General features: G+C 70.4%; 21 protein-coding genes. 12 read left to right on the forward strand and 9 right to left on the reverse strand.

The annotated features are described in order from the left end of the window. Positions 1-28: 28 nt before the first annotated feature. From ABGB14_RS27200 to ABGB14_RS27220, 5 genes are read left to right on the forward strand one after another with little or no spacing between them, the layout of a single operon-like run. Positions 29-1,636, forward strand: coding sequence for an ABC transporter ATP-binding protein (locus tag ABGB14_RS27200; RefSeq protein ID WP_347646645.1), 1,608 nt, complete (start codon positions 29-31; stop codon positions 1,634-1,636). Then, positions 1,636-2,778 (forward strand): ABC transporter permease, encoded by a 1,143-nt coding sequence (locus ABGB14_RS27205; RefSeq protein WP_347646646.1) that lies wholly within the window; start codon positions 1,636-1,638, stop codon positions 2,776-2,778. The genes ABGB14_RS27200 and ABGB14_RS27205 overlap by 1 nt, the downstream gene beginning before the upstream one ends. Further along, entirely contained in the window at positions 2,775-4,052 is a 1,278-nt protein-coding gene (locus ABGB14_RS27210; protein WP_347646647.1) for an ABC transporter permease, read from the forward strand. The genes ABGB14_RS27205 and ABGB14_RS27210 overlap by 4 nt, the downstream gene beginning before the upstream one ends. After that, on the forward strand, positions 4,049-4,444 hold the full coding sequence (locus tag ABGB14_RS27215; protein ID WP_347616626.1) for a cytidine deaminase: 396 nt from the start codon (positions 4,049-4,051) through the stop codon (positions 4,442-4,444). The genes ABGB14_RS27210 and ABGB14_RS27215 overlap by 4 nt, the downstream gene beginning before the upstream one ends. Further along, positions 4,444-5,721: a thymidine phosphorylase gene (locus ABGB14_RS27220; protein WP_347646648.1), complete on the forward strand. Its 1,278-nt coding sequence runs from the start codon at positions 4,444-4,446 to the stop codon at positions 5,719-5,721. Before ABGB14_RS27215 ends, ABGB14_RS27220 begins: the two co-directional genes overlap by 1 nt. Here ABGB14_RS27220 and ABGB14_RS27225 read toward each other — a convergent pair. Then, positions 5,708-6,112, reverse strand: coding sequence for a MarR family transcriptional regulator (locus tag ABGB14_RS27225; RefSeq protein ID WP_347646649.1), 405 nt, complete (start codon positions 6,110-6,112; stop codon positions 5,708-5,710). The genes ABGB14_RS27220 and ABGB14_RS27225 overlap by 14 nt on opposite strands. 283 nt (positions 6,113-6,395) lie before the next feature. Here ABGB14_RS27225 and ABGB14_RS27230 point away from each other — a divergent pair, with 283 nt between their 5' ends. Continuing rightward, complete coding sequence (locus ABGB14_RS27230; RefSeq protein WP_347646650.1) at positions 6,396-6,998, forward strand: hypothetical protein; 603 nt, start codon at positions 6,396-6,398, stop codon at positions 6,996-6,998. Between the two features lie 125 nt (positions 6,999-7,123). Here the strand turns inward: ABGB14_RS27230 and ABGB14_RS27235 are convergent, their stop codons facing one another. Beyond that, positions 7,124-7,804 (reverse strand): hypothetical protein, encoded by a 681-nt coding sequence (locus ABGB14_RS27235; protein ID WP_347646651.1) that lies wholly within the window; start codon positions 7,802-7,804, stop codon positions 7,124-7,126. Positions 7,805-8,287: 483 nt separating this feature from the next. Here ABGB14_RS27235 and ABGB14_RS27240 point away from each other — a divergent pair, with 483 nt between their 5' ends. The 3 genes from ABGB14_RS27240 to ABGB14_RS27250 are packed head-to-tail and all read left to right on the forward strand — an operon-like array spanning position 8,288 to position 10,359. Continuing rightward, positions 8,288-8,635: a cupin gene (locus ABGB14_RS27240; RefSeq protein ID WP_347646652.1), complete on the forward strand. Its 348-nt coding sequence runs from the start codon at positions 8,288-8,290 to the stop codon at positions 8,633-8,635. A gap of 42 nt (positions 8,636-8,677) precedes the next feature. Further along, entirely contained in the window at positions 8,678-9,751 is a 1,074-nt protein-coding gene (locus ABGB14_RS27245) for an adenosine deaminase (RefSeq protein WP_347646653.1), read from the forward strand. Next, positions 9,748-10,359, forward strand: coding sequence for a PH domain-containing protein (locus ABGB14_RS27250; protein ID WP_347646654.1), 612 nt, complete (start codon positions 9,748-9,750; stop codon positions 10,357-10,359). The genes ABGB14_RS27245 and ABGB14_RS27250 overlap by 4 nt, the downstream gene beginning before the upstream one ends. A gap of 48 nt (positions 10,360-10,407) precedes the next feature. Here the strand turns inward: ABGB14_RS27250 and ABGB14_RS27255 are convergent, their stop codons facing one another. The 3 genes from ABGB14_RS27255 to ABGB14_RS27265 are packed head-to-tail and all read right to left on the reverse strand — an operon-like array spanning position 10,408 to position 13,293. Further along, positions 10,408-11,163, reverse strand: coding sequence for an enoyl-CoA hydratase/isomerase family protein (locus tag ABGB14_RS27255; protein ID WP_347646655.1), 756 nt, complete (start codon positions 11,161-11,163; stop codon positions 10,408-10,410). Further along, complete coding sequence (locus ABGB14_RS27260; protein WP_347646656.1) at positions 11,160-12,635, reverse strand: AMP-binding protein; 1,476 nt, start codon at positions 12,633-12,635, stop codon at positions 11,160-11,162. Before ABGB14_RS27260 ends, ABGB14_RS27255 begins: the two co-directional genes overlap by 4 nt. Then, positions 12,595-13,293, reverse strand: coding sequence for a TetR/AcrR family transcriptional regulator (locus ABGB14_RS27265; RefSeq protein ID WP_347646657.1), 699 nt, complete (start codon positions 13,291-13,293; stop codon positions 12,595-12,597). The genes ABGB14_RS27260 and ABGB14_RS27265 overlap by 41 nt, the downstream gene beginning before the upstream one ends. A gap of 101 nt (positions 13,294-13,394) precedes the next feature. On the opposite strand from ABGB14_RS27265, the gene ABGB14_RS27270 reads away from it, so the two are divergent. Genes ABGB14_RS27270 through ABGB14_RS27280 form a run of 3 tightly spaced genes read left to right on the forward strand, consistent with a single transcriptional unit; the run spans position 13,395 to position 15,643 of the window. After that, the gene (locus ABGB14_RS27270) at positions 13,395-14,213 is read left to right on the forward strand and encodes a MerR family transcriptional regulator (RefSeq protein WP_347646658.1); all 819 of its coding nucleotides are present in this window, start codon (positions 13,395-13,397) and stop codon (positions 14,211-14,213) included. Continuing rightward, entirely contained in the window at positions 14,210-15,139 is a 930-nt protein-coding gene (locus ABGB14_RS27275; RefSeq protein ID WP_347646659.1) for a sigma-70 family RNA polymerase sigma factor, read from the forward strand. Before ABGB14_RS27270 ends, ABGB14_RS27275 begins: the two co-directional genes overlap by 4 nt. A gap of 18 nt (positions 15,140-15,157) precedes the next feature. Next, positions 15,158-15,643 carry a GyrI-like domain-containing protein gene (locus ABGB14_RS27280; RefSeq protein WP_347646660.1) on the forward strand — a complete coding sequence of 162 codons (486 nt, stop codon included), beginning with the start codon at positions 15,158-15,160 and terminating at the stop codon, positions 15,641-15,643. Positions 15,644-15,742: 99 nt separating this feature from the next. Here ABGB14_RS27280 and ABGB14_RS27285 read toward each other — a convergent pair whose 3' ends face one another. From ABGB14_RS27285 to ABGB14_RS27300, 4 genes are all read right to left on the reverse strand, one after another. Continuing rightward, a complete protein-coding gene (locus tag ABGB14_RS27285) occupies positions 15,743-17,146 on the reverse strand; it encodes an ATP-binding protein (RefSeq protein WP_347646661.1) in 1,404 nt (467 codons plus the stop codon). A gap of 129 nt (positions 17,147-17,275) precedes the next feature. Continuing rightward, a complete protein-coding gene (locus ABGB14_RS27290) occupies positions 17,276-17,638 on the reverse strand; it encodes a hypothetical protein (protein WP_347646662.1) in 363 nt (120 codons plus the stop codon). An 890-nt stretch (positions 17,639-18,528) separates the two neighbouring features. Continuing rightward, positions 18,529-20,160, reverse strand: a complete 1,632-nt coding sequence (locus ABGB14_RS27295) for a phospho-sugar mutase (RefSeq protein ID WP_347646663.1) — start codon at positions 20,158-20,160, stop codon at positions 18,529-18,531. After that, a complete protein-coding gene (locus ABGB14_RS27300; RefSeq protein ID WP_347646664.1) occupies positions 20,157-20,960 on the reverse strand; it encodes a purine-nucleoside phosphorylase in 804 nt (267 codons plus the stop codon). Before ABGB14_RS27300 ends, ABGB14_RS27295 begins: the two co-directional genes overlap by 4 nt. Between the last annotated feature and the right edge of the window lie 3 nt (positions 20,961-20,963).

Consider the following 20,963-nt stretch of genomic DNA (forward strand, 5'->3'; position numbering starts at 1 on the left):
CGACCGACGACCTGGGAGCGGTGAGCACATGAGCTCGGACACCCTCGACACGGCGAGACCCGCCGTCGAGCTCGAGGGCATCACCAAGCGCTTCCCCGGCGTCGTGGCCAACCATGACATCCACATCTCCGTCCGGCAGGGCACGGTGCACGCGATCGTCGGGGAGAACGGCGCCGGCAAGTCGACGTTGATGAAGATCCTCTACGGAATGCAGAAGCCGGACGAGGGGACGATCAAGGTCGGCGGCCAGGACGTCAGCTTCCGCTCGCCGAGCGACGCCATCGACGCCGGCATCGGCATGGTCCACCAGCACTTCATGCTGGCCGACAACTTCACCGTGCTGGAGAACATCATCCTCGGCGCCGAGCCGACGAAGGCCGGCAGGCTCGACGTCGGCGCGGCCACGAAGCGCATCACCGAGCTGGCCGCCACCCACGGCCTGCGCGTCGATCCCGGCAGGCTGGTGGAGGACCTCGGCGTCGGCGACCGCCAGCGCGTGGAGATCCTCAAGGTCCTCTACCGCGGCGCCCGCATCCTCATCCTCGACGAGCCGACCGCCGTGCTCGTCCCGCAGGAGGTCGACGAGCTCTTCCAGAACCTGCGCGAGCTCACGGCCGAAGGCCTGACAGTCATCTTCATCTCCCACAAGCTCGACGAGGTGCTCGACATCGCCGACGAGATCACCGTGATCCGGCGCGGCACCACCGTCGCGAGCGTCGATCCCCACGAGGTGACCGCCCGGCAGCTCGCCGAGCTGATGGTGGGAAGCGAGCTGCCCACGCCCGAGACGCGCGAGTCCACGGTGACGGACACGGTGATGCTGAAGGTGTCGCACCTCACCATGGAGGCCGACGGCCACCGCGCCGTGCCCAAGGGCATGCCGGTCGAGCGCTACGCCGACCTGCTGCGCGAGGAGGGCAGCCGGCTGCTGCTCGACGACGTGTCCTTCGAGATCCACAAGGGCGAGATCCTCGGCCTGGCCGGCGTCGAAGGCAACGGCCAGAGCGAGCTGATCGAGGCGATCATGGGCATCCGCCCGGCGCACGGCGGCATCGCGCTGGGCGAGCAGGACCTCAGCGGCTGGTCCACGCTGAGACGCCGGGAGGCCGGCATCGGCTACATCCCGGAAGACCGCCACCGCCAGGGCCTGCTGCTGGAGGCGTCGCTGTGGGAGAACCGCGTGCTCGGCCACCAGACCAGGAAACCCGCGCGCAGCGGCATCTGGATCAACCGGGGAGCCGCCAAGGCCGACACCTGGCGCATCGTCGAGGACTACGACGTACGCACGCCCGGCGTCGACACGCTGGCCCTGGCGCTGTCCGGCGGCAACCAGCAGAAGCTGATCGTGGGCCGCGAGATGAGCGGCGAGCCCCGGTTCCTCATCGCCGCCCACCCCACCCGGGGCGTGGACGTCGGCGCCCAGGCCGCGATCTGGGACCACCTGCGCGAGGCCAGGGCGGCCGGTCTGGCCGTGCTGCTCATCTCCGCCGACCTCGACGAGCTGATCGGCCTGTCCGACTGCATCCAGGTGATCTACCGCGGCCGCCTCGTGGCCGCGCTCGACCCGTCCGACATCACGCCCGAGCGGCTGGGCGGCTACATGACCGGCGCCATCGCCGGCACTGAGGAGTCGTGATGCCCGCGGGGCTCAACCGGGCGCTGTTCACCGTCGTCGGCGCCGCCGTCGCCATCGTCCTGGCGATCGCGATCTGCAGTGTCGCCATCGTCGCCGCGGGAGCCGACCCGCTCGCCGCGTTCGCCGCCTTCTTCGACTTCGGCGCGAGCGCCCGGTCGCAGTCGAACGGCATCGCGGCCTTCCTCAACCGCGCGGTGCCGCTGTTCATCGCCGGTCTTGCGGTGGCCGTGGGCTTCCGCATGAACCTCTTCAACATCGGCGTGGAGGGCCAGTATCGCCTGGCGGCCATCTGCGCGGCCTACGTGGGCTCGACGTTCACGGCGCCCAAGCCGATCCAGATCGCGGTGATCATCCTGGTCGCCGCGGTCGTCGGCGGCCTCTACGCGCTGATCCCCGCGGTGATGAAGGTGACCAGGGGCGTGAACGAGGTCATCTCCACGATCATGCTGAACTACATCGCGCTCAGCCTGACCTCCTACCTCGTACGCGGCCCGTTCACGGGGCAGCGGGCCGAGGGCGAGCTCACCACGACGACGCCGGACCTCCCCGAGTCGGCCATGTTCCCCAACCTGAACTTCTTCTTCGACTGGTTCGGCATGCTCCCGCCCACCCGGGGCGGCGGCGTGTGGGGATTCCTCCTCGTGGCGGTCGTGCTCGGCCTGGTGGTCTGGGTGGTGCTGGAGCGCACCCGGTTCGGCTTCGACGTCAAGGCCAGCGGGCTCAACGGCCCGGCGGCGCTCGCCTCCGGCGTCAACCCCAAGACGATGGTGATCGCCGCGATGGTGATGTCCGGCGCGATCGCCGGGCTCATCGGCCTGCCCGAGATCCTCGGCGACCGGGGCGCCTTCAACTCCAACTTCACCCCCGGGCTCGGCTTCCTCGGCATCGCGGTGGCGCTGCTCGGCAGGAACAAGCCCGTGGGCATCGCGATCGCCGCGCTGCTGTTCGCGTTCCTCGACCGGGCACAGGGCGCGCTGCAGATCGCGGACGTGCCGCCGTCCGTCATCACGATCATGCAAGGCGTGATCGTGCTGCTGGTCGTCGTGGCCAACGAGGTGACCAACCGCCTCGCGCTCAGACTCGAAGAACGCCGGGCCGCCCGGCAGCTCGGCGGGAACTCTCCGGTTGAGGTGGGAGCATGACCAGGGTCGGGAAATACCACGTGGCGCTCCTCGGCGTCGCCGTGCTCCTCCTGCTGCTGTCGCTGGTCCGGGTCGTGTCGGGCCACACCGACATCACCTCGTCCGGCACGTTCGCATCCGCGCTGCTGTTCGCGGTGCCGATCGGACTGGCCGGCCTGGGCGGGTTGTGGGCCGAGCGAGCGGGCGTGGTCAACATCGGCCTCGAGGGCATGATGGTGCTCGGCACCTGGTTCGCCGGCTGGGCCGGATACCAGTGGGGCGCCGTGGCCGCGCTGGTCGCGGGCCTGCTCGGCGGCGCGCTCGGCGGGCTGCTGCACGCGATCGCCACCGTGACGTTCGGCGTCGACCACATCATCAGCGGCGTCGCGATCAACCTGCTCGGCCCCGGCGTCACCCGCTTCCTGTCGGAGGTGCTCTACAAGGAGGGCACCCAGGCGGCGGACGCGGGCGCGGGCATCACCACCTCGCCCGCGATCACCCTGCCGCCGCGGGTCAGCCTGCCGGTGCTGTCGGACGGGCCCGACCTGCTCGGGAAGCTGGAGAGCACCCACTGGTTCCTGCTGTCCGACCTCGCCGGCATCCTGCGCGGGCTCACCCACGACGTCAACGTGCTGGCGGTCCTGGCCGTCCTCCTGCTGCCGCTGACGTTCTTCGTGCTCTGGCGCACGGCCTTCGGCCTGCGGCTGCGCTCGGCGGGCGAGAACCCGTGGGCGGCCGAGTCGCTCGGCGTGAACGTCTACCTGATCAAGTACGTCGCCGTCGTCATCTCCGGCGCGTTCGCCGGGCTCGGCGGCGTGTTCCTCGTCTTCGTCTCCACGAAATACGTGGAGGGGCAGACGCAGGGCCGCGGCTTCATCGGCCTGGCCGCCATGATCTTCGGCAACTGGCGTCCCGGCGGGCTCGCCGGCGGCGCCGCGCTGTTCGGCTACGCCGACGGCCTGCAGCTGCGCAGCTCGGGGGCGGTCACCTCGTTCTTCCTGTTCGGCGCCGTGTTGCTGCTCATCTATCTCGGGCAGCAGGTCCGCCGCCGGCTGGCGTCGGGCGAACCGGCCGAGATGGTGACCAGCGGCGCGAAGGAGTACACCATGATGGCCGCCGCCGCCGCGGGTATGGTCGTGCTGTTCTGGCTCTGGCTGACCGTCGACAAGCTGCCGAACGAGTTCGTCTACATCACGCCGCACGTGCTCACGCTGATCGTGCTGCTGGTCGCCTCGCAGCGGCTGCGCATGCCCAAGGCCGACGGCGTGAGCTACCGCAGGGGGGATCAACATTGAGCATCGACTGGGAGAGCCTGCGCGCGAGGGCCGCCGAGGCCATGCGCAACGCGTACGCGCCCTACTCCAAGTTCCCCGTGGGGGCCGCGGCGCTGGTCGACGACGGCCGGGTGGTCACCGGCTGCAACGTCGAGAACGCCTCCTACGGCGTCGGCCTGTGCGCCGAGTGCGGCCTGGTGTCGGCGCTGCACCAGTCGGGCGGTGGCCGGCTGGTGGCTTTCACCTGCGTCGACGGCCACGGCGAGCTGCTGATGCCGTGCGGGCGCTGCCGCCAGCTCCTCTACGAGTTCGGCGGCGACGACCTGCTGGTCGAGACCGTCGACGGGCCGAAGCCGATGCGCGAGATCCTGCCGTACGCGTTCGGCCCGCAGGACCTCAGCCGGAGCTCGTGATGGACGCGATCGAGGTCATCCGCGCCAAGCGCGACGGCGGCGAGCTGACCACCGCCCAGATCGACTGGGTGATCGACGCCTACACGCGCGGCGGCGTGGCCGACGAGCAGATGTCCGCGCTGGCCATGGCGATCCTGCTGAACGGAATGGACCGGCGCGAGATCGCCGCCTGGACCCAGGCGATGATCCGTTCGGGCGAGCGTATGGACTGGTCCGCGCTCGACCGCCCCACCGCCGACAAACACTCGACCGGCGGGGTCGGCGACAAGATCACGCTGCCGCTGGCGCCGCTCGTGGCGGCGTGCGGGGCGTACGTGCCGCAGCTGTCTGGCCGCGGCCTCGGCCACACCGGCGGCACGCTCGACAAGCTCGAGGCGATCCCCGGCTGGCGCGCCTCGCTCTCCAACGACGAGATGCTGCACGTCCTGCGCGAGGTCGGGGCGGTCGTCTGCGCCGCCGGTTCGGGCCTCGCGCCCGCCGACAAGAAGCTGTACGCCCTGCGCGACGTCACCGGCACCGTGGAGTCCATCCCGCTGATCGCCTCCTCGATCATGTCGAAGAAGATCGCCGAGGGCACCGGCTCGCTCGTCCTCGACGTGAAGGTCGGCTCGGGGGCGTTCATGAAGACCCCGGAGACGGCGAGAGAACTGGCCGAGACCATGGTCGCGCTCGGCACGGACGCGGGCGTGCGCACGGTCGCGCTGCTGACGGCCATGGACCGGCCGCTCGGGCGGGCCGTGGGCAACGCCCTGGAGGTCGAGGAGGCCGTCGAGGTCCTGGCCGGCGGAGGGCCCGCCGACGTGGTGGAGCTGACCGTACGCCTGGCGCGGGAGATGCTGGCCGCCGCCGGGGTGTCCGGCAAGGACCCGGCGAAGGCGCTGGCCGACGGCTCGGCGATGGACTCCTGGCGCCGCATGATCGCCGCCCAGGGCGGTGACCCCGGAGCCCCGCTGCCCAGGGCGGCCGAGACCACCACGGTGCGGGCGCCGGCGTCGGGCGTGCTGACGCGGCTCGACGCGTACGCCGTCGGGCTGGCCGCCTGGCGGCTCGGCGCGGGCCGGGCGCGCAAGGAGGACCCGGTCTCCGCGGGGGCGGGCATCACGCTGCACGCCAAGCCCGGTGACCCGGTGCGCGAGGGGCAGCCGCTGCTGACCCTCCACGCCGACGAGACGGCCCGCTTCGAGCGGGCGCTGGAGGCGCTGGACGGCGGCTACGCGGTGGGCCCCGCGGACGTGGCACGGCCGCCACTGATCATCGAACGCGTCACCGCCCCGTGACCACGACCCCGCTCGGGGCGGGGGCGCCGGCGAAGACCTGGAGCAGGACGGCGCGCTGCGTGGGGAGGGCCTCGGCGTGCCGGGCCCGTCCCGCGTCGGTGATGGACACGTAGACGCCCCGCCGGTCGGCGTCGCACACGCCGCGCGAGACCAGCTCGCCCTTCTCCAGCCGCGCCACCACCCGTGACAGGGCGCTCTGGCTCAGGTGGACCTCGTCGCAGAGCTCCTGGATGCGCAGCTTCCTGTCGTGGTGGACGATCCGGTCGAGCACCTCGAACTCGCTGGGCCCCAGGCCGTGCCGGTCGCCCAGCTCGCGCTCCAGGGCGCACATGGCCTTGGCGTGCTTGGCCAGGACGTAGTGCCAGGTGCCGACCACGAACTCCTCGTCCATGTCGCGGAGGGTACCACCTCGGTGAATGCAATTGCATACGTTCTTCCAGGACGCTTGGCTCGCCCGGCTCCGTCCCGGACGTGTCCGGGCCGGTACGGCGGGCGCCATGCACTGGACGGCCCGGCCTGGGCCCTTTCACGATGCCGTTCGCACGTTTCGTCCGGCCATGGGCCCCGCGCGATGCGGGACCGTTTGCGTGTTTCGCCCGGCTGCCGGCCCGAAGGAGCGGCGCGATCTGCGGAAACGCGGCTTGCGGCGAGGCGGGGCGGGGCATCTACCGGGCATGCGCTCGCCATCCCCGCCCGGCCGCCGGTCGTCGCGCTCGCGCGCCCTGGCCACGCTGACCTGTCTCGCCGCGCTCACCGCCTGCGGCCCGGCCCAGCAGGCCGCCCTGCCCGGATCGCCCGGACCGACCAGGTCATCCGCCACGGCCCGCGACACTCCCGGCCGCAACGTCCCGACGAGCACCGCCGAGGTGGACGTCCGGCGCGACGGCATCGAGCCCGCCATCGTGACGGGCGTGCGGTACGCCGGGCACAGGACGTACGACCGCGTGGTCATCGACCTCGACGGCGAGATACCCGGCTACAACGTGCGATGGGTGGACGAGTTCGTGGAGGACGGCTCCGGCCGGCCGATCGACATCCGCGGCGGCGCGTACCTCCTCGTCACGCTCTTCCCCTCCCAGGCCCACGACGAGGACGGCACGCCCACGTGGGAGGGCGGCCCGATCTACCACGCCAAACTGCGCAACCTCGCCGACGTCGTCAGGACCGGCGACTTCGAGGGCCGCGTCGGCATCGGTCTGGTGCTCAAGCGGCGGGCCGCCTTCCAGATCCAGGAACAGGACGCGCCCAGCCGGCTGGTCATCGACGTGGCCCACTGAGCCCTTGCCCCTGAGCACCGGTTACTGAGCTTGGACGCGTGATGACGAGCAGTTCGCCCAGCCGGAGCGGGAGTGTGCCTTCTTCGGGGAGGTCGCACGGGCGGGTGTGTGACAGGCCAGGCCGTTCACTGGATCAGGTCGGTGTGTGGATGCTCGGGAGAGGCCGGGCAGACGTAGAGCTGCATATTGTCCGTGCTGCCCACTTCGACCTTCGTCGGCTGCGCCTGGTCCTGGCCGGGGATGTGACCGGCAGCGTAGGCGGTTTGGTCTTCGTACGGTGCCCAGCCGCGCTGCCCATCGTCCCATTCGTAGGAGGCGATGGTCAGCAGCGGGGTCATCTGAGCGTCGCAGACAGTGCAGTGTCGATAGTAGGGGTCGGTGCGGCCCCATGGCGGCCAGCCCCCGACCTTCCATCCGGGAGCGCCAGCCAGATTGCCGTCATAGAACTCCTCCGGAAAGTCCGCGTACGCACTGTCCACGCCCACGCCCACGTCGGCCGTCTGCCACCTGCTCCAGTCGCCCACCGCCAGCCTCATCTCCGGGCTCAGCTCAAGGCTGTTGGGGTATTCGATGATCGCGTCCGGTGCCAGCAGACAGGGCTCCGGCACATAGCCTGAGCTGTTCGCCTCATACGGTTCCGGCGGCGTGGCGAGGACATCGACGACCGAGGCGGCGGACCGCCAGAACACTGCGGTCGCGGGTTTCCAGTCCGGATCATGGTCGTAGGGACACCAGAGGACCTGGAGCAGATCGGCCTCTCCGGGCGGCCGTAACAGGGGTATGTCGCGCAGATGAAGCTGAGCCACGGGCACCATGGGGACCGGGCACTCCGCGGGCCAGGGAGGGCCGGCGTCGAGCCGCTTCGCGAGCCTCGCGGCATTCTGTTCTTTGATCGCCTCCTCCTCGGTCGTGAACTCGGGACCGTGGGGATCAAGGTGTAGCCGGGCCAGCCTGCGCCTCTCCAGCCGTACGTCTGCCGGAGACCGGCGGAACCCACTGTCCGGGTGCGCGCTTTCGCAGTGTGGCCACGGCTCCTCAACTGGCCACAGCAACGGTCCCCCGACCGAGCTTTCCCCCGCCGAAGGCGACCCGGGACGAGGGTGCAGCCGGATCGCAGGACGCGCCAGCGGAGCCAGCTCAGGAAAGATCGCGGTCACCTCGACGGGCCGCGGCGGAGTCGTACGTACGGAAACCATGCCGGTGATCCTGTCACCAACCACCGACAGTCTCCTGCCACCCCAGGCTTGCGCCACCTGACGTCACGGGTTCGCGTTCAGTAGCCTGGGGTGGTGAGGAAGATCGAGGGGGCCGCGCGCATTCCGGTGCCCGGTGGCAAGATCATTGACGAGCACGTGGGCCGGGTCGGCAGCGGCGACGAGACGATCTCCATCGCCCGCATGGTCGCGCCGGCCGGCTGGGAGGAGCCCGCCCAGACGCCGTCGTTCACCGAGTACACCGTGGTCCTGCGCGGCACGGTGATCGTGGAGCACGCGGAGGGCACGACCGAGGTCGAGGCGGGGCAGTCGGTGGTGACCTCGCCGGGGGAGAAGGTCAGATACAGCGCCGGTCCCGAAGGGGCCGAGTACATCGCCGTGTGCCTGCCCGCGTTCAGCCCGGAGTCGGCCGGTCGCGACTGAGCCGTAACCCGGAAAACCGGGCGGTGCTCATATCATGGCGAGATGAGCCCCACGCTTGACCAGATCCGGCGGGCTCCCAAGGTGTTGCTGCACGATCACCTCGACGGCGGGCTCCGCGCCGAGACGATCGTCGAGCTGGCCCGGGAGACCGACTACGGCCGGCTGCCCACCCACGACCCCGACTACCTGCGCCAGTGGTTCGAGGAGGCATCCGACTCGGGCTCGCTCGAGCGCTACCTCGAGACGTTCGACCACACGGTCGGGGTCATGCAGACGCGCGAGTCCCTGGTGCGCGTCGCCTCCGAGTGCGCTCAAGACCTGGCCGCCGACGGGGTGGTCTACGCCGAAGTGCGCTTCGCGCCGGAGCAGCACACCTCCAGAGGGCTGAGCCTCGACCAGGTGGTCGAGGCCGTGCTCGAGGGGTTCAGGCAGGGGTCGGAAGGGCGTGACATCCACGTCGGCACGCTGCTGACGGCCATGCGGCACCAGGCACGCTCCAGGGAGATCGCCGAGCTCTCCGTGCGCTACCGCGACGTGGGCGTCGTCGGCTTCGACATCGCGGGCGCCGAGGCGGGCTACCCGCCCACGCGGCACCTCGACGCGTTCGAATACCTGCAGCGGGAGAACGCCCACTTCACCATCCACGCGGGCGAGGCGTTCGGGCTGCCGTCGATCTGGCAGGCCATCCAGTGGTGCGGCGCCGACCGGCTCGGCCACGGCGTGCGCATCATCGACGACATCACCGTGGCCGGCGACGAGCCCGCCAAGCTGGGGCGCCTTGCCGCCTACGTGCGCGACAAGCGCATCCCGCTGGAGATGTGCCCGACCTCCAACCTGCAGACCGGCGCCGCCGCGTCGATCGCCGAGCACCCCATCGGGCTGCTGCGGCGGCTGCACTTCCGGGTCACGGTCAACACCGACAACCGGCTGATGAGCTCGACGAGCGTGTCACGGGAGTTCCACAAGCTGGTCGAGGCGTTCGGCTACGGCTGGGACGACCTGCAGTGGTTCACGGTCAACGCGATGAAGTCGGCGTTCATCCCGTTCGACGAGCGGCTGGCGTTGATCAACGGCGTGATCAAGCCCGGGTTCGCGCAGATCAAGTGGCAGTCGTGAAAGAGTCCTACCGTTCCAAGACCGCGTTCGCGCTGGCGTGGGTGTGGCTGGCCTTCGTCGCGTTCAACGTGTGGGACCTCATCGCCCACTACACCGGCAAGTCGTCGCTGGTGGCGCTGGCCGTGCTGGGGGCGCTGACGGCGCTGGTCTACTCGATCGCGCTCAGGCCCGCCACCGTGTTCACGCAGGAGGGCCTGGTGGGGCGCAACCCGTTCCGCACGACGTTCCTGTCGTGGGCCTCCATCGACGACGTCACGGTCTCCCACTCCATCAATGTCCACCACGGCGACGAGCGGGTGCTGCGGTTGTGGACGCCGATGAGCAGCGCCAGAGAGCGGGCCAAGGCGCAGCGGCGCGGCGCCCCCAGGCGGCAACGCGGGCGTTTCACGACCGAGCCGACGCTCTCCAGGTCGGAGCAGGCGGCGGTCGAGGCGTTCGCGGGCAAGACCCACGCCGACTGGGTGGGCGACCAGATCCGCGAGCGCGCCGAGGCGGCCAGGCGCCGCGACGAGCAGGCGGCGCCGCCCCGGGTCACCTGGTCCTACGACTCCATCGCCGTGCTGGCGGCCGCGATCGCCCTGGTGGTCGCCGCGATCGTCGTCGCCTGACCACCACCGCGATGGCCGCCGGCCCGTCAGGAGCTCCGTGGCCGTTCCTCAGCCGGGAGAGTCCTGGCCAGGCCGGCGCCTGCGGTCGATGAACCTCGTCATGCCCGCCTGGGCGATGCCCGCCTCCTCCACGAGCCTGGCCGCCTCCGTCTCCGCCTCGAAGGCCCGCTCGACCTCGTGTGCCGGCGGCCGCAGCAGCCCGAGGTGCACGGCGGTGGCCGTGCCGGGCGCGGTCCAGTGGTGCACCCGGGCGATCGCCGCGTCGAGCAGCGCCTCCGGGGCGACGATCTCGTCCAGCAGGCCCGCGGCCAGGGCGTCCTGCGCGCTCATGCGGGTCGAGTCGAGCACCAGCCGCAGCGCCCGCGCGCCCGCCAGGCGGGGAAGCAGGTAGCTCGCGGCGTTCGAGATCGACAGGCCGATGTGGTTCTCGGGGAGGAAATACTCGGCCGACGGGGTGCCGATGCGCGTGTCGAAGCAGAGCGTCCACTCGGCGGCCCCGCCGACGGCCAGGCCGTTGACCGCCGCCACGACCGGCACGCGCGTCTCCAGCACGGCCCTGGTCATGTCGTGGAACGACGCCACCTCGTCGACCAGCGAACGGCCGGCGGCCTGGTGGATGTCCTCCCCGGCGGAGAACGCCCGGCCCGTGCCGGTGACCACGATGCCCCTGGCGCCCTTGCCGTCGCCGTGGTCGCGTACGGCCGCCGCGAGGTCCCCGCGCATGCCGGTGGTGAGGGCGTTGAGCTTGGCGGGTCGGGCGAGGGTGATCAGCGCCACCTCGTCGCGTTCGGTCACTTCGATCATGGTCTCTCCTTGCCGACGGGGATGGCGGGAGCGGCGCGCTGGTCGCGTTCGGGATGGAGCAGGTGGCGTTTCTCGATACGGGCCGACGGGGTGAGCGTGAACGACTCGACGAACTCCACGTAAGCCGGGATCTTGAAGCGGGCCAGCCGGCCTCTGGCGTGCTCGATGACGTCCATGGCGGTACGCGCGTCGGCGGCGTGACCGGGGCGCAGCTGGAGGAACGCCTTGGGCAGCTCGCCCCACAGGTCGTCGGGGACGGGCACCAGGGCCGCCTGCAGGACCGCCGGGTGCTGGGCGAGCACGCGTTCGACCTCGGCGCAGGAGATGTTCTCGCCGCCCCTGCGCACCATGTCCTTCAGCCGCCCGGCGTGGTGGAGGTAGCCGTGGCCGTCGCGGACGCCCAGGTCGCCCGTGTGGTACCAGCCGCCTCTGAAGGCGTGCGCGGTCGCGTCGGGGTGGTTCCAGTAGCCCTTCATCATGGGCACGCCCCTGACCAGGATCTCGCCGTTGCCGTCGAGCTCGACCTCCTTGCCCGGGGGCGCGACGCCCATGGCGCCGGTGCCGACCGTGTCGTCCGCGTCGACGGCTGCCACCAGGTCGGGGCCGCTCTCCGTGGAGCCGTAGAGCTCGCGCCATGGCGCGCCCCAGCGCTGCTCGAACGTGCGGTGCAGCTCGGGCGGGATGCCCGAGCAGAGCACGAGCCGCACGCGGTTGTCGCGGTCACGCGGGTGGGGCGGCTGCTTGTGCAGCAGCAGGGGCATGGTGCCGAGCACGTACGTGAGCGTCGCGCCGTGCTCCCTGGCCGAGTTCCAGAAGCCGGAGGCGGAGAAGCGGGGGAGCACCACGAGGGGGATGCCGCCGGCGAGGCAGAGCACGGTGACCCATTGGGGGTCCATGTACGAGTACGCCTGGGCGATGATCATGACGTCGTCGTCGCGGAGGCGTGCCTGGTCGGCGACGATCTGGGCGGTCCTGAGCCAGTAGTCGTGGGTGAGCATGCAGGCTTTGGGGAAGCCCGTGGTGCCCGACGTGTACTGGAAATTGGCAACATCGTCGGCTTCGACGGGGACCTGCGGGCTCCGGTCGCCCGCCTGCCGGATCAGGGTCCGCGGGTCGTGGCACGGACCCGGGTTGATCGCGGCCAGGCCGTCCGTGGTCAGTGTCAGCACCGCGCCCGAGTCGTCGAGGACGTGAGCCAGGTCGGCCGCCTGGTAGCGCACGTTCACCGGGACGGCGATCGCCCCGGCCTTCAGGACCGCGAGCCAGCTCAGCGGCCATTCGGGCACATTGTCCAGCATGATCGCCACCCGGTCGCCCCGGCGCACGCCCTGGTCGGTCAGGGCGGCGGCCAGGCGGTCCGACCGGGCGTCCGCGGCGTCGAAGGTCAGCGAGGTGTCGGGGAAGCGGAGGAACTCGCGCGTGCCGTACGTTCTAGCGGCGTGCCTCATCAGGTCGGGGATCGTTGTGTGCATCCGGCGGCTCCCACGGAAAGTCGGGCAGCAGGGAGAAGTCAGGACTTGTCGTGACCTGGACGGGGGCGCGTACGGCGGCCAGGCCGATCGTGACGAACTCGGCGCACACCTGCTCCAGCGTGGAGTCCCCGTCGGGGCGGTACCACTCGCTGGTGCCGGTGCACATCGACATCAGGGCGAGGCGGGTCAGCTTCTGGTCGGCGACGCGGAAGGCGCCCCCGGCGACGCCGTCGGCCAGCGTGCGCTTCCAGTGGGCCTCGTACGCGTCGCGCAGGGCGATGATCTCGTCGTGGGCGGCCGAGCCCGGCGTCAGGGAGCGCAGCTCGCCGTCCATGACGCGGGTGGTCAGGGGGTTGAGGGCGTGGACGGCGGTGAGCGAGCCGATCAGCAGGGCCAGCCGATCGGCCGGGCCGCCGGCCGTGGCCAGCATGCCTTCCGTGGCGTCGTTCAGGCCCTGCTGGGCGACGCGCATGAGGTCGGCGAGCAGGGCCTCCTTGCTCGCCACGTGGTGATAGATCCCGGCGTTGGTCATGTTGACGGCCCGGCCGAGGTCCCTGATGCTCGTCGCGGCGTAGCCCTGCCGGGCGAACAGCAGCACCGCGGCCGTCCTGATCCGCTCGTGCGCATCGGTGTCAGGGTCCGTGAGGTTGACGATCATGGCTCCTACCGAACGTTCGGTCGCCTCGCAAACTACCCCAACTCCCGAAAAATCTCCATAGTTGACTCTGACACCGTGTGAGGCCCTAGACCGGAGACGTCATGTTCACCATCGGAGAGTTCGCCAGGCTGGGGCTGGTGTCCGTACGCATGTTGCGGCACTACGACGCGATCGGGCTGCTGCGCCCCGCGCACGTGGACCAGGTCAACGGCTACCGCTCCTACCAGGCCGCGCAACTGTCCCGGCTCAACCGCATCGTCGCGATCAAGGACCTCGGCTTCACGCTGGAGCAGGTCAGGGCCATCCTCGACGAGAAGGTCAGCACGGAGGAGCTGCACGGCATGGTACGTATGCGCCGCGCCCAGCTCGAAGCCCGGATCAGCGCCGACCTGGCGAGGTTGCGCAGCGTCGAGGCACGCCTGCGGACGATCGAAACGGAGGGCCACATGGAGAGTGCGGAGGTCGTGCTGAAGCGCGTCGCCCCGGTCAGGGTCGCCGAGCTCAGCGCCAGAGCGGCCAGCTACGAAGGAGAGGACATCGGCCCGGTCATCCAGCTTCTCTTCGCCGAGCTCTGCCGCCGCGTGGAGGAGGCCGCGGTCAAGGTCGTGGGCCCGGGGGTCGCCTACTACGAGGAGGAGGACGACGGCTCGATCATGGTCCACGCCTGCCTGCCGGTGTCCGTGGCGCCCGGCGACCACGACCTCCAGGTGACCGACCTGCCCGCCATCGAGACGGCGGCCACGATCATCCACCACGGGTCGATGGAGGAGGTGGGGAAGACGTTCCAGACCCTGGCCCACTGGATCGAGGAGCACGGCTACCGTTCGCTCGCCCTGGCCAGGGAGGTCTCCCTGCACTGCCCGGATAACCTGGACGAATGGGTGACCGAGCTCCAGATCGCGGTGGTTCCGGCCGGATGACAGCCGTCGAGGAGGAGCTCGAACACCACCGGGTGGCGCTGACCGGCTACTGCTACCGCATGCTCGGCTCGGGCTTCGAAGCCGAGGACGCGGTGCAGGAGACGTTCGTCAGAGCCTGGCGGACGTACGACGCCGCTCGGGGCGGGCTGCGCGCGTGGCTGTTCCACCTGGCCACGAACGTCTGCTTCGACATGCTCAGGGGCCCGCAGCGCCGCGCCCGCGCCATGGACCTGGGGCCCGCCGCCACCCCAGGCGACGCCCTGGGCGCGCCGCTCCCGGAGAGCCGCTGGATCCAGCCCGTCCCGGACGTCCGGGTGCTCGACCCGGCCGAGCTCGCCGTCACGCGGGAGACGATCCGGCTGGCGTTCGTGGCGGCACTCCAGCACCTGCCGCCACGGCAGCGCGCCGTGCTCATCCTCCGCGACGTCCTCAGGTGGTCGGCCGCCGAGACGGCCGCCCTGCTGTCCACCACCGTCCCGTCGGTCAACAGCGCGCTCCAGCGCGCCCGCGCCAAGCTCCCCCCGGCCGAGGAGGCCGACGCGACGGTGGACGAGGGCCTGCTCGCCCGCTACGTGTCGGCGTTCGAACGGTACGACGTGGCCGCGCTGGTGTCGCTGCTGCACGAGGACGCGACGTCGTCGATGCCGCCGTTCGCGTGGTGGTTGCGCGGGCGCGAGCACATCCACACGGTCCTGACCGCGGCCGCCGCGAGCGGCCGGGCCCCGTGCGAGGGCTCCCGCCTGCTGCCGGTCAGGGCGAACGGCTCACCGGCCTTCGGCCAGTACCTGAACGGCGAGCCGTTCGCCCTGGTCGTCCTCGACGTCGCCGGTGGCCGCATCGCGGGCGAGACCACCTACCTCGATCCCGGTCTGTTCCCCTTCTTCGGCCTGCCGATGAGTTTCGCGGCGCCGCTCCGTACAGGTTGATGAAGGAGGAACAAGAACATGCCACAGATCGTCGAATTCTCCGAGCGGCCGTACGTCGGGGTGCGCGGGACCATCACCATGACCACCTTCGGCCTCGTCGCCGACCGGATCGGTGAGATCATCGGCTGGCTCGCCCAACGCGGCCACGCCCCCGCCGGAGCGCCCTTCCTCAGGTACGACGCCATCAACATGCCGCAGGACCGGTTGGTGGTGCAGGCGGGCGTCCCGGTGGCCGGGCCGGTGGAGGGCGAGGGCGACATCTTCGCCGCCACCCTGCCCGCCGGCCGCTACGCCGTCACGTCCCACCACGGCCACCCCGACCAGCTCTTCGGCGTCATCGAGGCGCTGCTGAAGTGGGGCGAGGAGCAGGGGCTGGCCTGGGACCTGGCGGAGAAGGACGGGACGGAGCACTGGGGCTGCCGGCTGGAGCTCTTCCAGACCGATCCCAGGGTCGAGCCCGACATGCACAACTGGGACACCGACCTGCAGTTCCGCATCGCCTGAGTAGGTCTCATGGTTGAGACCAACACGCGCTGTTGGTCTCAACCCCGGTCTCCAGCGGACCTGATTTCGTGTTGGTCTCATCGCTGAGACCATCCGTGCTCATCGCCAGGCGTCGACCAGGTGCTCAGGGGTGATGTGCGTGACGCCCTCGACCTCGCAGCCGCTGCGGGAGACGGTGTAGAGCGGCGTGGAGGAGTCGGCTCCTGGCATCTTGGACCGGTGCACGATGAGCTCGCTCAGGTCATGATGATCGAACGGGCGGTTCTCCAGCCATTTGACGGACCCGACCATCGTGATCTGCTTCGCGACCGGCTCCCGGTCGGCGCCGACGATGTCGATCTCCGGATCGTTGGTCCTGGTCCAGAAGCCTCCGATCGCTCCCGTCGCGTCGGGCAGACCGTCCATACGGCGAAGCGACTCGCGGATCAAGGGCTCGACGGCGACTCCGCGCCAGGCCGTCCATGAACGTTCTATCTGTTTCAGCACGAGGTCGCCGCGGGCACGATCGATCTGCGGCAGGCCGGGTTCGATGAAGGACAGCCAGAAACGCAGGTGCGTGTCCGCGATGTGGTAGCGGCGTTCTTTCGACGGGCGCACGGAAAGCGGAACCTCCGCCGTGACCATGCGCTTCTCCTGCAGGATCCGCAGACCGCGCTGGACCGACGAGCCGGGCACTCCTCCGGAGGCCTTGGAGAGCGACGAGTAGGTGCGTTGTCCGGATCCGATGGCCCTCAGCAGGGTTCTCGGCTGTGCTTCGGGTGGGAACTCCGCCGCCATGGCTCGCACGCCGCTCACGGTCAGAGCCGAGGTCGGGTCCGGGACGACGGTGCGCAGAAAGTCACGAGCCGTGGCCCCGGCCGGCCATTCGTCGAGGATCATGGGCATGCCACCGGTGATCAGGTGTGCGTCGACGGCCTCCGTGGCGGGCAGGTCGAGCTTGTCCGCCACGTCGGCGACGGTGAGCGGATTGACCACCATTTCCGATGCCCGCATGTAGAACGGGCGGTCGTACTGGTTGATCGCTTCCATGATGGACATGTCGGAACCGATGAGGATGAGGAGCATCGGGCGGCGCGAGAGATGGCGGTCGAAGACGTACTGCAGCTTCCCTTCGAGATGAGGGTCTTGATGGATCATGTAGGGGAGCTCGTCGATGACGACGATGCTCGGCGCGTCCTGGGGGACGGCCTGTGCCAGCAGCACGAGCAGGCGGTCCCAGGAAGTGGGCGTGACCTGCTCGAAGAGCGACGCCTCAGGCAGGTCTGAGGCGCCCGCGCTTGCGATGAAGTTCTCGAACTGGTCAGCCAGCGGTTGCTGGGCCGCCGTGAAGAAGAGGCTGGGCACGCCGCTCCGGCGGATGAACTCCTCCGCGAGGCGCGACTTCCCCACCCGACGCCTCCCTCGCATGAGGATGGCTCGGCCTGGCCGATCTCCGGTGCCCACCCGGTTGAAGTAGCGGCCGAGAGCGTCGAGTTCCCGCTTGCGCCCGATGAAGTGGTCCATAGCGAAGCCTCCAGGGACGAAGCATCCAGCGATGGTTCAACCATAGCTGGGACAACCATGTTTGGTTGCTTCCTTCTCTGAGGTCGCCCTGGTGGTCCCACGATGAGACCACCAACGTCAGGAAACGGGCTACGGCGCTCCGTCTGGAGGGTCGTTGTCCTGGGGGCGCGGTGTGACGGCGGCCCGGATGACCAACGTCGCCACCCGCGCGAGGAACGAAGGGGTGAGCACGGCGCCGGCCGCGCCCTGGCGGGCCGGGCCGAACGCCATCATCCGCGTGGCCCGGCCCGCGCCCAGGCAGGCCGCGGACGCGACGGCCACGGCCGCCCACAGGCTGTAGCCCTGGGGAAGCAGCATGTCGACGAAGATCGGGTAGGTGACCAGCGCGCTCATGAACGCGATCACCCAGGACACGGGCCTGCCGGACGGCTGAACGGGTGCGGGGGCCTGCGGGCGGCGGCTCCTGCCGGTACGTGCGGGCGATGTCGCCATCGGTGATCTCCTCTTGTCCGGGAACATCGGTGTTCGGTTCGACTCCAGGTGGGTGCGTCGAATCGCGGCACGGAATGAGGCCGCTTTTCGGCGCCGGTCTATGGGGGGGCTCGTGTTTCTCGTCTCCTGGGCAAACAGGAGAGCGGGAGCTCCTCGTAGTGCGGCAAGCATGGCATGACGACTCGCGCTCACGCTAGGTGACCGTGCCGGGAATGCGATTCGTGCTTTCGTGGCGGCGTGTGGCTGAGAAAAGTGAAGAGGTCTCCCGTTTGCCCGGGAGACCTCTTCTACCAACGGTTTTCCGGCGCCCACCTGGAGTCAGCGGACAATCATCCGGAATCAGAGGAGGGGACAGGGAACGCTCGCCTCGACGTGCCTTCCCCTGCCCCTTCTCGGCCTTGCGTCCACGCGATCGGACTCAAGGTCATCGTTGTAATTGTACAGGTGGGAAGGGCTGATGTCCTTGCTTCCACAGTCCGGCCGAGGGGTGCTTTGCCCGGAATGTGTGGCGTGTGGGGAGGGTTTGCGCGTGAACTGAGAATACTTGATGGCTTCGGGTTGGATGGCATGTTATGGGGCGGTATGAGGTGACTTTCTGGCCCGCGGTTCGGAGGACGATCTTTAGCTTCGGTGTGGCGAACCATCGGTGGCGGCTAGAAATCCCCGGCCTTTACAGAATCGCCTTCCGGTCGCAACTCGATGCATTTGGCCAGCGCGGCGGAAACGCATTCATAAGTACGGCGGAAAGACAAGTTCTCTCTGGCGAACCGGCTGATCGGCAGGGGTTACGGGCGGCTTGAGTAAAATTTATGACGTGGGCGTGTCGGGCCGCGCGCGGGCCTCCCGAATATCACCGTACGTCTCTCTGGAATAACGCAGAGTAACGACCGCTACGAGAGGTCGAGCAGGGCGGCGAGTTCTCTCCGCAGGAGGTCGAGCTCACGGGCCGCCACGGCCCGTGCCTCGGTGACCTCGCCCGCCACCGGCACGACCGCCTCCAGATAGCACTTGAGCTTGGGCTCCGTGCCCGAGGGGCGCACCACCACGCGGGCGTCCCCCTCCAGCGCGTAGCGCAGCCCGTCGGTCGGCGGCAGGCCTCCGTCGCCGCCGGCCAGGTCGTCGGCCCGCAACACCGCCCGCCCGCCGAGCGTCGCGGGCGGGGCCGCGCGCAGCCGTGACATGGCGCCGGCGATCAGCGACAGGTCGGACACCCGGATGGAGAGTTGCTCCGTGGCGTGCAGCCCGTACCGCCGGGCCTGGTCGTCGAGCAGGTCCAGCAGCGTACGCCCGGCACGTTTCGCGTCCGCCGCGATGCCCGCCACCACCAGCGCCGCACCGATGCCGTCCTTGTCACGGACCGGGAGGCCGGCGTCGGTGCCGACGCTGTAGCCGATGGCCTCCTCGTAGCCGAAGACCAGCCCCGGCCCCGCCTTGATGATCCATTTGAATCCGGTCAGCGTCTCGCCGTAGCGCACGCCGTGCGCCTGCGCGATCTTGCCGAGCAACGTCGAGGAGACGATGGTGGTGGCCACCATCCGGTCGCCGGAGGTGTGCGCGATGACGTGCTCGGCCAGCAGGCCACCGACCTCGTCGCCGGTCAGCATGCGGCAGCCGCCGCCGGGCAGCGGCACCCCCACCGAGCACCGGTCGGCGTCGGGGTCGTTGGCGATGACCAGGTCCGCGCCGGCCCTGGCGGCCAGCGCCACGGCCAGATCCATCGCGCCCGGCTCCTCCGGGTTGGGGAAGGGCACCGTCGGGAAGCGGGGATCGGGTTCGCGCTGCTCCTCGACCGCCAGCGGCGACGGGAACCCGGCGGCCAGGAACGCGCCCGTCAGCGTGGCGGCGCCCACCCCGTGCAGCGGCGTGTAGGCCACCTTCAGGTCGCGGGCGTCGCCCAGCGGGAGCGACGTCACGGCGGCGACGTAGTCGTCGACGATGCCCTCGCCGAGCTCCGTCAGCGTGCCGGGGCCGTCGATCAGCAGCCGGTCGACGCGGCCGACGGCGTCGATGGCAGCCGAGATCTCACGGTCGACCGGCGGGGCGATCTGGGAGCCGTCGTCCCAGTAGACCTTGTAGCCGCTGTCACGCGGCGGGTTGTGGCTGGCGGTGACCGCCACGCCCGCGTCCGCGCCGAGGCGGCGTACGGCGAAGGCCAGCACGGGCGTGGGCAGCGGGCCGGGCAGGAGCGAGGCGTGCACCCCGGCGCCCGTCAGCACGGCGGCCGTGTCGCGGGCGAACACGTCGGACTTGTGCCGCGCGTCGTAGCCGATCACCACGTGCTTGCCGGGCCCGAGCACCGCGGCCAGGCCGGCGGCGGCGCGCATGACGGTGACGCGGTTCATCCGGTTGGGGCCGGCGCCGAGCTCGCCGCGCAGGCCCGCCGTGCCGAACTCGAGCCTGGCGCCGAAGCGCTCTTCGAGCGCGGCCAGGTCTTCCCCCTCGAGCAAGCGGGAGAGCTCGGCGCGGGTGTCGGGGTCGGGATCCTGGGACAGCCACTCGCGCGCCTGCCGCAGAACGCTCAAAGCCGGTCCACCACCTTGGCCAGCAGCACGCCCATGCGGGCCGCCGTGGCCCGGCCGACCTCCAGGACCTCCTCGTGGTCGAGCGGCTCGTCGGACAGGCCCGCCCCCGGGTTGGTGACCAGGGAGACGCCGAGCACCTCAAGCCCGGCCTCGCGGGCGGCGACGGCCTCCAGCACGGTGGACATGCCGATCATGTCGCCGCCCAGCGTGCGGCACATGCGGATCTCGGCGGGCGTCTCGTACGTGGGCCCGCGGAAGGCGATGTAGACGCCTTCGGCCAGCGTCGGGTCGATCTCGCGGGCCAGCTCGCGCAGGCGGCGGGAGTAGACCTCGGTGAGGTCGAGGAACGTGGTGCCGGTGATCGCGTTGGACCCGGTCAGGTTGATGTGGTCGCTGATCAGTACGGGATCGCCGACGTTCTGCGTCTCCGGACGCAGGCCGCCGGCCGCGTTGGTCAGGACGAGCGTGCGGACCCCGGCCGCGGCCGCCGTACGCACGCCGTGCACCACGGCGTCGACCCCGAGCCCTTCGTAGAGGTGCGTACGCCCGAGGAACACCAGCGCGTGCCGCCCCGCGGAGGTGCGGACCACGCGGATCCTGCCGCCGTGGCCCGCCACGGCGGGGGCGCGGAACCCCGGCAGGCCGGTGAACGGGATCTCGCTCACCGTCTCGCCGATCGCGTCGGCGGCGGGCACCCACCCCGACCCCATGACGAGCGCCACGTCGAAGGTGTCGAGGCCGGTGGCGGCACGCAGCGCCGTGGCGGCCTCGGAGGCCAGGGTGTACGGGTCTTCACTCACGTT

Origin of the sequence: Nonomuraea sp. B10E15 (assembly GCF_039871615.1) — a bacterium.
In the GTDB taxonomy this organism is placed as follows: Bacteria; Actinomycetota; Actinomycetes; order Streptosporangiales; family Streptosporangiaceae; genus Nonomuraea.

Excerpts from the sequence above, each read along its gene's own strand:
- ABGB14_RS27245 (WP_347646653.1), top strand. The coding sequence starts at position 8,678 with ATGAGCCCCACGCTTGACCAGATCCGGCGGGCTCCCAAGGTGTTGCTG.
- ABGB14_RS27205 (WP_347646646.1), top strand. The coding sequence starts at position 1,636 with ATGCCCGCGGGGCTCAACCGGGCGCTGTTCACCGTCGTCGGCGCCGCC.
- ABGB14_RS27290 (WP_347646662.1), bottom strand. The coding sequence starts at position 17,638 with ATGGCGACATCGCCCGCACGTACCGGCAGGAGCCGCCGCCCGCAGGCC.
- ABGB14_RS27280 (WP_347646660.1), top strand. The coding sequence starts at position 15,158 with ATGCCACAGATCGTCGAATTCTCCGAGCGGCCGTACGTCGGGGTGCGC.
- ABGB14_RS27220 (WP_347646648.1), top strand. The coding sequence starts at position 4,444 with ATGGACGCGATCGAGGTCATCCGCGCCAAGCGCGACGGCGGCGAGCTG.
- ABGB14_RS27260 (WP_347646656.1), bottom strand. The coding sequence starts at position 12,635 with ATGCACACAACGATCCCCGACCTGATGAGGCACGCCGCTAGAACGTAC.
- ABGB14_RS27265 (WP_347646657.1), bottom strand. The coding sequence starts at position 13,293 with ATGATCGTCAACCTCACGGACCCTGACACCGATGCGCACGAGCGGATC.
- ABGB14_RS27210 (WP_347646647.1), top strand. The coding sequence starts at position 2,775 with ATGACCAGGGTCGGGAAATACCACGTGGCGCTCCTCGGCGTCGCCGTG.
- ABGB14_RS27270 (WP_347646658.1), top strand. The coding sequence starts at position 13,395 with ATGTTCACCATCGGAGAGTTCGCCAGGCTGGGGCTGGTGTCCGTACGC.
- ABGB14_RS27230 (WP_347646650.1), top strand. The coding sequence starts at position 6,396 with ATGCGCTCGCCATCCCCGCCCGGCCGCCGGTCGTCGCGCTCGCGCGCC.
- ABGB14_RS27225 (WP_347646649.1), bottom strand. The coding sequence starts at position 6,112 with ATGGACGAGGAGTTCGTGGTCGGCACCTGGCACTACGTCCTGGCCAAG.
- ABGB14_RS27285 (WP_347646661.1), bottom strand. The coding sequence starts at position 17,146 with ATGGACCACTTCATCGGGCGCAAGCGGGAACTCGACGCTCTCGGCCGC.
- ABGB14_RS27255 (WP_347646655.1), bottom strand. The coding sequence starts at position 11,163 with ATGATCGAAGTGACCGAACGCGACGAGGTGGCGCTGATCACCCTCGCC.
- ABGB14_RS27275 (WP_347646659.1), top strand. The coding sequence starts at position 14,210 with ATGACAGCCGTCGAGGAGGAGCTCGAACACCACCGGGTGGCGCTGACC.
- ABGB14_RS27200 (WP_347646645.1), top strand. The coding sequence starts at position 29 with ATGAGCTCGGACACCCTCGACACGGCGAGACCCGCCGTCGAGCTCGAG.